The following is a 9,419-nucleotide window of genomic DNA, read 5'->3' as shown; positions in this document are numbered from 1 at the left end:
AACGCATCGAGCTGCTGACCGAGGCCGCCCGCCTGGCCAGCCCGGACGACCTGCGCACCAGGGCCCTGCTGGCGGCGCAGCTGGCCTCCGAGCTGACCTGGGCGCCCGACGGCGACCGCCGCTTCGAGCTCAGCGACGAGGCCGTGGAGCTGGCCAGGCGGTCGGGGGACCCGCGCACCCTGGTGGCCGTCCTGGGACTCCGGAACCTGACCATCAGCGCGGCCGACACCCTCGCCCGGCGCCGGGCCGACGGCGACGAGATGCTGGCCGCCGCCCGGCGGACCGGCGACGCCCTCGCCCTGTTCCACGCGACCTTCCAGCGCACCGGGCCGTCCCTGGAGGCGGGCGACACCGCCCGCGTGGCCGAGCTGCTGGAGGAGGCCGACGAGCTGGCCCGCCGCCTCGCCCAGCCCCACCTGGTCTGGCTGGTCTCCTTCTCGCGGACCGGCCTGGCCCTGATGCGCGGGGAGGTCGGCCGGGCGGAGACGGAGGCGGGCCGCGCCCTCCGGCTCGGCACCGAGATCGGGCGGGGCCAGGAGGCGCTGCTGTTCCACGTAAAGCAGCTGGCCGAGATCCGGCGGCTCCAGGGCCGGCTGGACGAGCTCGGCGAGGGGCTGCGGGCGGCGGGCGCGACGCCGCGGTTCGACCCGGCCCGGGAGCTCCTGCGCTACCTGTGCGAGCTGGGCGCGGAGGAGGCGGCCCCCATGCTGGAGCGGACGGTGGCCGCCAGCGGGGTGCTGCCCCGCAGGGACCTGGCCGAGCGGGCCGCGCTCGACAACCTGGCCCTGGCGGCATGCCGGCTGGGCCGCGACGAGCTGATCGAGCCGCTGTACGAGGCCCTGGCGCCGTACGGGGAGACCTTCGGCCACTCGGTCGTGGCCCACCACTGCGGCCACCACTACCTCGGCCACCTGGCCGCCGCCGCCGGCTGGACCGACCGGGCCGGGGCCCACTTCCAGGCGGCCTCCCGGGTGCACCGGCGCTCGGGCGTGCCGCTGCTGCTGGCCGAGTCCCTGCTCGACTGGGCTGAGCTGGTGGAGGGCAGGGGCGTGGCCGGCCCCGAAGCGGCCGACCTGCAGGAGCAGGCCCAGGCCGCGGTCGCCGGCCGGGACGCGGTCCTGCTCGAACGGCGCCTGGAGCTGGTGCGCCGATGAGCACGGCGGGCGCACACGAAGCGGGGTCGGCCCCGACGGTGCGGCTGGACGCCGACGCCGTGCTGCGCATCGCGGCCGACCCTCACCGCTCCTTCTCGGAGCAGGCCGAGGTCATCGCCTACGCCTACCACCAGCTGGCCCGGGGCCTGGCCCAGGAGGTCGGGCCGGCCGACGCCAACTGGTTCTGCTTCGCCGGCTGGACCTCCAAGGCGATCGGCGAGAGCCTCAACCTGGGCCCCGGCCTCGCCGTTCTGGGGCAACCTGGCCCGGCGCCTGCGCGTCCCGGCGGCGTTCCGGCGCAGCTTCCGCTGGGTCATGATCGTCCTGCTCGGCCGCGCCTACCTGCAGGGCCTGTCGCTGGCCAACCGCTCCATCTTCCTCGAGATGGGGACCTTCGCGGCCGACCTGTGGACTTCGGAGCCGCGCGACGGCTACAAGGTGGCGCCGCACGACCGGCCGGCCCAGGTGTTCGTCTCCAGCCTGCTCCAGGAGGCCGACCCCGAGTACCTGGAGGTGGCCAGGCGGCTGCTGGCCGAGGCCCGCGCCACCGGCGACGGCGCCCTGCGCACCGAGCTGATCCTCGGAGCCAACCTGGCCCTGTCCGCCTTCGAGCAGGCACGGGCCCAGAAGGTGCTGGAGTTCGTCCTCTACCGGCCGATCCGGTGGCTGTTCCGGGTCTGGTGGCGGGTGGTGCTGCACTGGCTGACCCCGTGGCGGGAGTTCCACCGCTTCGCCCTCTACGCCGAGCCCCACGACCAGCAGCCGCCGCTGGTGGGCAGGGTCGAGGACTGGTGGGCGCGCCGCTACACCCGGCGCATCCTGGCCCTGGAGACCCCGATCGGCGAGGTCGCGGTGGGCGCCCCGCTGTCGCCGCCGGACGGGTTCGACGCCGGGGCGGTGCCCCCGCCGTTCCGCAACCAGCAGGTCGAGCGGCTGGTCGACCGGTTCGCCGGCCTGCCCATGCCGGCGACCTGCGCCGCCGCCGGGAACTGGCTGTCGTACGAGGAGCGGATGCGCTTCATCGCCTGCTACTTCCGCCTTTACCTGCACGTCCACCAGCTGTTCGACCGGCCCTTCACCGAGGAGCACGCCCGCCGGCTGGAGGAGATGCTGGACGACGGCGCCCTGCCGACGGCCACCCGCGTCGACCGCAGCGGCACCGGTGGACGCCCGACCCGGTGGTTCCCGCTCCCACGGGGGGTCGACCCCGAGGCCCGGGCCCTTGAGGCGTTCCGGCTCGAGGACAACGTCGAGGCCCGCTAGCGGGCCGGACGTCCGGTGTGGAACCGGCGGTGCAGGTCGTGGACCGCCTCGGCGAGGCCGGGGACCGGGCCCTCGACGGGCACGCCGGGGACGACCTCCCGGATCGGGAGGGCCCGGACCGGTGGCGGCGGCACCCCCAGCTCGGCGAGCCAGGCGCCCAGCTGCTCGGACGAGCTGACGTAGACGATGCGGCCCAGCCCGACCCAGCCGTGGGCGGCGGCGCACATCGGGCAGTGCTCCCCCGAGGTGTACACGGTCGCCGCCGCCCGCTCCGCCGGGTCCAGGTTGGCGGCCGCCCAGCGGGCGATCTCGAACTCGGGGTGGCGGGTCCGGTCGCCGGAGGCCACGTGGTTGTGGTCCTCGAAGAGCACGGTCCCGTCGGCGGCCACCAGCACCGACCCGAACGGCTCGTCGCCGGCCTCCAGGGCCACGGTGGCCAGGTCCACGCAGCGGCGCAGGTGCCGCAGGTCGTCGTCGTCCGTCGCCATCGCCTCCCGAGGTGCCCGCCGCGCTCAGCCACGCAGCCGGAACCAACGGTACCCGTAGGCGCCGACCGGGACGCCGCCGGGGGGTGACTCGAGCGGCTCGTAGGCCTGGTCGGCGAGCAGCTCCACCAGGCCGGCGCCGGAGTCCCCGCCGGCCAGCTCGAGCCGGGCCTCGGCGGGCCGGTCGGCCAGGTTGTGGACGGTCAGCACGACCGAGCCCCGCCAGTCGGAGCGCAGGGCGAGCACGGCCGGGTCGCCGGCGGGCAGCACCTCGCACGCGCCCCAGCCCAGCTCCGGGGTCTCCTTGCGGGTCCGGACCAGCCGCTCCGTCCAGTTGAGCAGCGACCCCGGGTCGCGCCGCTGGCCGCCGACGCTGACCCGACCGCAGCCGAACTCGCCGCCGGTCACGACCGGCACTCTGGGCCGGGCGGAGGTGAAGCCGCAGCCGTCCCCGTCGCTCCACTGCATGGCCACGCGGACGCTGCCGCGGCCCTCCACGGCCAGGTCGTCGCCCATCCCGAGCTCCTCGCCGTACAGCAGCACGGGGGCGCCCGGCAGGGCGAACAGCAGGCTGTAGACGAGCTCCAGCCGGCGGCGGTCGCCACCCAGCATGGGCGGGACCCGGCGGCGGATGCCGCGGCCGTAGATGCGCATGTCCTCCTCGGGCGCGAACGCGGCGAACACCTCCTCGCGTTCGCCGTCGCTCAGCTTGTCCAGGCTGAGCTCGTCGTGGTTCTTCACGAAGTTGGCCCACTGGCCGGTCTCGGGGATGGCCGGCTGCGAGGCCAGGGCGTCGGCCAGCGGCCCGGCGTCCTGGCGGACGAGCGACAGGAACAGCCGCTGGTTGGCGACGAAGTTGAACACCATGTGCATCTCGTCGCCGTCCTCGTCGCCGAAGAAGCGGCGCTGGTCGGGCGGGGGCAGGTTGGCCTCGGCGAGCAGGATGGCGTCGCCCCGGCGGCGGGCCAGGAAGGCGCGGAGGTCGCGCAGGTACTCGTGCGGATCGCCCGGCTCGGGCTGCTCGGCGCCGGTCAGCTCGATCAGGAAGGGGGCGGCGTCGACCCGGAACCCGGACAGGCCGAGCTCGAGCCAGAACCCGACCACCTTGTGGATCTCGTCGCGGACCTTCGGGTTGGCGATGTTCAGGTCCGGCATGCTCTTGTAGAAGCGGTGCAGGTACCACTGGCCGGCGCGCTCGTCGAACTCCCAGTTGGAGGTCTCCTGGCCCGGGAAGACGACGTCTTTGGGCCCGTCGGCGGGCGGCTCGTCGGCCCAGACGAAGTAGTCGCGGTAGGGCGAGCGCCGGTCGGCCCGGGCGGCCTGGAACCAGGGGTGGTCGACCGAGGTGTGGTTCACGACCAGGTCGGCGATCACCCGGATGCCGCGCTCCCGGGCCGTCCGCAGCAGCTCCACGACGTCGCCGAGGCTGCCCAGCCGCGGGTCGACGCCGTAGTAGTCGGCGATGTCGTAGCCGTTGTCGCGGTTCGGGGTCGGGTAGAACGGCATCAGCCACAGGCAGGTCACCCCGAGCCCGGCCAGGTACTCGATCCGGTCGGTCAGCCCGGGAAAGTCACCGACCCCGTCGCCGTTGCCGTCGGCGAACAGCTCGACGTCCAGGCAGTAGATGACCGCGTTCTTCCACCACAGGTCGCTGGTCGCCTTGTCGCTCACCGCCCCGCCCTCCCGTCGGGCGACGCCGCGGCCAGGGCGGGGAGCACCTGGGAGCCGAACAGCTCGATGGTGCGGCGCTGGTCGCGGCCGACCTCGTGGACGAACACGCCGTCGAAGCCGAGCTCGGCGTAGGCGGCCAGCTCCGCGGTCAGGCGCGACGGGTCGGCGGTGACCAGCACCGTCTCGCGGACGTCGTCGGGCCGCACGTGCCGGGTCGCGGCCTCGAACTGCTCGGGCAGGGCCAGTTCCCAGGCCAGCGACCCGTCGAGCACGTTGCTGCCCCACTGCTGGTGGGCGTTGGCCAGGGCGGTCGCCTCGTCCTGGGCAAAGGCCAGGTGGACCTGGAGGTACATCGGCTTGCCGGCGGCGCCGGCCCGGAAGGCGTCCACGACCCGGCGCAGCCGCTCCATGGGCTGGTTGACGGTGATCAGGCCGTCGGCCCAGCCGGCCACCCAGGCGGCGGTCTCGGCGCTCACGGCGGCGCCGAGCAGCGGCGGCGGCTCCGCCGGGCGCGACCACAGCCGGGCCCGGTCGACGGTGACCAGGCCGCGGTGGCTGACGGTCTCGCCGGCGAGCAGCGCCCGGATGACCTGCACGCACTCCAGCAGCCGGTCGTTGCGGGCCTGCTTGTCCGGCCACCCGGTCCCGGTGATGTGCTCGTTGAGGGCCTCGCCGCTGCCCAGCGCGACCCAGAAGCGCCCCGGGAACATCTCGGCCAGGGTGGCCGCCGCCTGGGCGACGATCGCCGGGTGGTAGCGCTGGCCGGGCGCGTTGACGCAGCCGAACGGCAGTCGGGTCGCCTGCAGGGCCGCGCCCAGCCAGGACCAGGCGAACCCGCTGTGGCCCTGGGCGCGGCTCCAGGGCGCGAAGTGGTCGGAGCACATCGCCGCCTGGAACCCGGCCTGCTCGGCCAGCTGGACGTCGGCCAGCAGGGCGCTCGGGGGCAGCTGCTCGTGGGAGGCGTGGTAGCCGTAGGTCGTCATGGCCTCCGGCTACCCGCCGCACGGCCCGGGCAAGCCTCCGGTCGCCGCCTGGTGCATGCTGGGCCCGGCCACCCTCCGGCGACGAGAGGAGCGAGATGCCCGAGAGCCCGGTTCGCGAGCTGCGCCTGGCGCTGACGGTGGACGACTACGACCAGGCGATCGCCTTCTACCGCGACGTCCTCGGCCTGCCGGTGACCGAGTCCTGGGACGGGCCCGACGGCAGCGGGGCGGTGCTGGACGCGGGCCGGGCCACCCTTGAGCTGCTGTCGACGGCCCAGGCGGAGCTGGTCGACCGGGTCGAGGTCGGGTCCCGGGTCGCCGGCCCGGTGCGGGTCGCGCTCGAGGTCGCGGACTCGGCCGGGACGGCCCGCCGGCTCGTCGCCGCCGGCGCCGAGGCGCTCGCCGAGCCGGTCGTCACCCCGTGGAACCACCGCAACGTCCGGGTCCGGGCCCCCGACGGGACGCAGCTCACCCTGTTCACCGTGCTCGAGGGGACCGGCTAGCGCCGCAGGTAGGCCCGCAGGTGCCGGGCGGTGAGGGTGTCGGCGCCGGCGACCAGGTCGGCGGGGGTGCCGGTGAAGACCACCCGGCCGCCGTCGTGGCCGGCGCCGGGGCCGAGGTCGACCAGCCAGTCGGCGTGGGCCATGACGGCCTGGTGGTGCTCGATGACGATGACCGTGTTGCCGTCGTCCACCAGCCGGTCGAGCAGGGCCAGGAGCTGGTCGACGTCGGCCAGGTGGAGGCCGGTGGTCGGCTCGTCGAGCACGTAGGTGGTGGCCGCGGCGGCCATGTGGATGGCCAGCTTGAGCCGCTGCCGCACGCCCCCCGACAGGGTGGTGAGCGGCTGGCCGAGCCCGAGGTAGCCGAGGCCGACGTCGGCCAGCCGGTCGAGGACGGCCCGGGCCGCCCTGGCGGTGAAGAAGCCGCGGGCCTCGGTGACGGACATGGCCAGGACCTCGCTGATGTCCTTGCCGTCGAGCTTGTAGGTCAGCACCTCGGGGGTGAACCGCCGGCCCTCGCACTGCTCGCAGACGGTCGCCACCCCGGCCATCATGGCCAGGTCGGTGTAGACCAGGCCGATGCCGTTGCAGTTGGGGCAGGCGCCCTCGGAGTTGGCGCTGAACAGGGACGCCTTGACCCCGTTGGCCTTGGCGAAGGCGCTGCGGATGGGGTCGAGCACCCCGGTGTAGGTGGCCGGGTTGCTGCGGCGGGACCCGCGGATGGGGGACTGGTCGACGATGGTCACCCCCTCGCGGCCGGCCAGGGAGCCGTGGACCAGCGAGCTCTTGCCCGACCCGGCGACGCCGGTGACCACGGTGAGCACCCCGAGGGGGAGGTCGACGCTCACGTCCCTGAGGTTGTGCAGGGACGCGCCGGTGATCGACAGCTGGCCCTTGGGGGCCCGGACCCGCTCGCGCAGGGGCGTGCGGTGGTCCAGGTGCCTGCCGGTCAGCGTGCCCGACCGGCGCAGGCCGGCCACGTCGCCGGCGAAGCAGACCGTCCCCCCGGCCGACCCCGCCCCCGGGCCCAGGTCGACCACGTGGTCGGCGACCTCGATGACCTCGGGCTCGTGCTCGACCACCAGGACGGTGTTGCCCTTGTCGCGCAGGCGCAGCAGCAGGTCGTTCATGCGCTGGACGTCGTGGGGATGGAGGCCGACGGTGGGCTCGTCGAAGACGTAGGTGACGTCGGTCAGGGCCGACCCGAGGTGGCGGACCATCTTGACCCGCTGGGCCTCGCCCCCGGACAGGGTGCCGGACTCGCGGTCCAGGCTCAGGTAGCCGAGGCCGACCTCGACCATCGAGTCGAGCGTCTCCCGCAGGGAGGCCACCAGCGGCCCCACCGAGGCGTCCTCGATGTCGCGGACGAAGGAGGCCAGGTCGCTGACCTGCATGGCCGAGCACTCGGCGATGTTGCGGCCCTTGACCTTGGAGGACAGGGCGGCCGGGTTGAGCCGGGTGCCGCCGCAGGCCGGGCAGGGCCGGAAGGTCACGGCCCGGTCGACGAAGGCCCGGATGTGGGGCTGCATCGACTCCCGATCCTTGGCCAGGTAGAGCCGCTGCACCTTCACGACCAGGCCCTCGTAGGTGACGTTGATGCCGGCCAGCTTGATCTTGGTGGCCGGCTTGTGGAGGAAGTCCTCCCACTGGGTGGGGGTGTAGTCCTTGAGCTTGGTGTCGGGGTCGACGAAGCCGGCCTCGGCCAGGCTCTTCCAGTACCAGGTGCCGACGCCGAAGTTGGGGACGGTGATGGCGCCCTCGTTGAGCGAGCGCTCCCGGTCGACCAGCTGGTCGACGTCGATCGCCGACACCCGGCCGAGCCCCTCGCACTCGGGGCACATGCCACCCGCCAGCGTGACCTCCCGCGAGACCGTGGCACCGTCCCCGCGCTCCAGCTCGACCTCGCCGCGGGCCTGCCCGGCGGGCATGTTGAACGAGAAGGCGGTCGAGGGGCCGACGTACGGCTGGCCCAGCCGGCTGAAGACGATCCGCAGCATGGTGTAGGCGTCGGTGGCGGTGCCGACCGTCGAGCGGGCGTTGGCGCCCATCCGCTCCTGGTCGACGATGATCGCCGCGCTCAGGTTGTGCAGGGCGTCAACGTCGGGCCGGGCCAGGTTGGGCATGAACGACTGGACGAAGGCCGTGTAGGTCTCGTTGATCAGCCGCCGTGACTCGGCGGCGATGGTCCCGAACACCAGCGAGGACTTGCCCGACCCGGAGACGCCGGTGAACACCGTCAGCCGCCGCTTGGGGATGTCCAGCGAGACGTTGGCCAGGTTGTTCTCCCTGGCCCGGCGGACCTGGATGAGGTCGTGGCTGTCGGCGGCGGCCCGGGTGGGTGCGCTGTCGCCTGTCATGCCGATCCCTCATCCTGTTCTGGCCGGGGACCCGATTATCCCCCGGACCCGTGACCCGGAGGCCACCATGCCCGACCACGCCGCCACGGCCAGCCGGTTCCTGGAGCTGCACCACCAGGGGCGGCCGCTGCTGTTGCCCAACCCCTGGGACCAGGGGTCGGCCAGGCTGCTGGCCTGGCTGGGGTTCGAGGCCCTGGCCACCACCAGCAGCGGCTTTGCGGCCACCCTGGGCCGGCTGGACGGGTCGGTGACCCGCGACGAGGCGCTCGCCCACGCCGCCGCGATCGTCGGGGCGACCGGCCTGCCGGTCTCGGCCGACCTCGAGAACGGCTTCGCCGACGACCCGGCCGGCGTGGCCGACACCGTGCGGCTCGCCCTGGAGGCGGGGCTCGCCGGGTGCTCGGTGGAGGACGCCACGGGACGCCCGGACGACCCCATCTACGACGCCGGCCTGGCCGCCGAGCGGGTCCGGGCCGCCGCCGAGGCCGCCCACCGGGGCCCGGTCCGCCTCGTGCTCACCGCCCGGGCCGAGAACCACCTGCACGGCCGCTCCGACCTGGCCGACACCATCGCCCGGCTCCAGGCCTACCAGGACGCCGGCGCCGACGTCCTGTACGCCCCGGGCCTGCTGCGCCTGGAGGACATCGGCCGCCTGGTGGCGTCGGTCGACCGGCCCGTCAACGTCCTCGCCCTCCCCGGTGCGCCTCCGGTCCCCGAGCTGGCCGCCGCCGGTGTCAGCCGGGTGTCGGTCGGCGGCGCCTTCGCCTTCGCCGCCGTCGGGGCCGTGGTCGAGGCGGCCACCGAGCTGCGCGAGGCCGGGACCTACGGGTTCTGGCAGCATGCCAGCACCGGCAGGACCGCCGCCGGCTCCGCCTTCGGCGGCCGAGATCTGGAGGCCTGATGTCCGTCCAGCTCAACCACACGATCGTCCGTGTCCGCGACAAGCGGGAGTCGGCCACCTTCCTGGCCGAGGTCCTCGGGGTCGGGCCGCCGACCGCCTTCGGGC

8 protein-coding genes are annotated in these 9,419 nt (G+C 74.4%); 4 read left to right on the top strand and 4 right to left on the bottom strand.

Going from position 1 to position 9,419, the window contains the following annotated elements; translation table 11 throughout:
- The coding region (locus tag VF468_31495; protein ID HEX5882812.1) for a hypothetical protein at nucleotides 1-1,154 on the top strand (1,154 nt) is incomplete at its 5' end.
- A gap of 315 nt (nucleotides 1,155-1,469) precedes the next feature.
- Nucleotides 1,470-2,417 (top strand): hypothetical protein, encoded by a 948-nt coding sequence (locus VF468_31490; protein HEX5882811.1) that lies wholly within the window; start codon nucleotides 1,470-1,472, stop codon nucleotides 2,415-2,417.
- Here VF468_31490 and VF468_31485 read toward each other — a convergent pair.
- From VF468_31485 to VF468_31475, 3 genes are read right to left on the bottom strand one after another with little or no spacing between them, the layout of a single operon-like run.
- Nucleotides 2,414-2,905 (bottom strand): nucleoside deaminase, encoded by a 492-nt coding sequence (locus VF468_31485; GenBank protein HEX5882810.1) that lies wholly within the window; start codon nucleotides 2,903-2,905, stop codon nucleotides 2,414-2,416. The genes VF468_31490 and VF468_31485 overlap by 4 nt on opposite strands.
- Before the next feature lie 24 nt (nucleotides 2,906-2,929).
- Nucleotides 2,930-4,573: an alpha-amylase family protein gene (locus VF468_31480; GenBank protein ID HEX5882809.1), complete on the bottom strand. Its 1,644-nt coding sequence runs from the start codon at nucleotides 4,571-4,573 to the stop codon at nucleotides 2,930-2,932.
- Nucleotides 4,570-5,556: a TIGR03885 family FMN-dependent LLM class oxidoreductase gene (locus VF468_31475; GenBank protein HEX5882808.1), complete on the bottom strand. Its 987-nt coding sequence runs from the start codon at nucleotides 5,554-5,556 to the stop codon at nucleotides 4,570-4,572. Before VF468_31475 ends, VF468_31480 begins: the two co-directional genes overlap by 4 nt.
- Before the next feature lie 95 nt (nucleotides 5,557-5,651).
- Here VF468_31475 and VF468_31470 point away from each other — a divergent pair, with 95 nt between their 5' ends.
- Entirely contained in the window at nucleotides 5,652-6,059 is a 408-nt protein-coding gene (locus VF468_31470; GenBank protein ID HEX5882807.1) for a VOC family protein, read from the top strand.
- Here the strand turns inward: VF468_31470 and VF468_31465 are convergent.
- Complete coding sequence (locus VF468_31465) at nucleotides 6,056-8,413, bottom strand: excinuclease ABC subunit UvrA (GenBank protein HEX5882806.1); 2,358 nt, start codon at nucleotides 8,411-8,413, stop codon at nucleotides 6,056-6,058. The two genes, VF468_31470 and VF468_31465, sit on opposite strands and share 4 nt — an antisense overlap.
- 67 nt (nucleotides 8,414-8,480) lie before the next feature.
- Here VF468_31465 and VF468_31460 point away from each other — a divergent pair, with 67 nt between their 5' ends.
- The gene (locus VF468_31460) at nucleotides 8,481-9,314 is read left to right on the top strand and encodes an isocitrate lyase/phosphoenolpyruvate mutase family protein (GenBank protein HEX5882805.1); all 834 of its coding nucleotides are present in this window, start codon (nucleotides 8,481-8,483) and stop codon (nucleotides 9,312-9,314) included.
- The last annotated feature ends 105 nt before the right edge of the window (nucleotides 9,315-9,419 follow it).

Source organism: Actinomycetota bacterium, from assembly GCA_036280995.1.
In the GTDB taxonomy this organism is placed as follows: domain Bacteria; phylum Actinomycetota; class CALGFH01; order CALGFH01; family CALGFH01; genus CALGFH01.
Note: the sequence above shows the minus strand (reverse complement) of the source record. Positions and strands in the feature narration are given on the sequence as shown.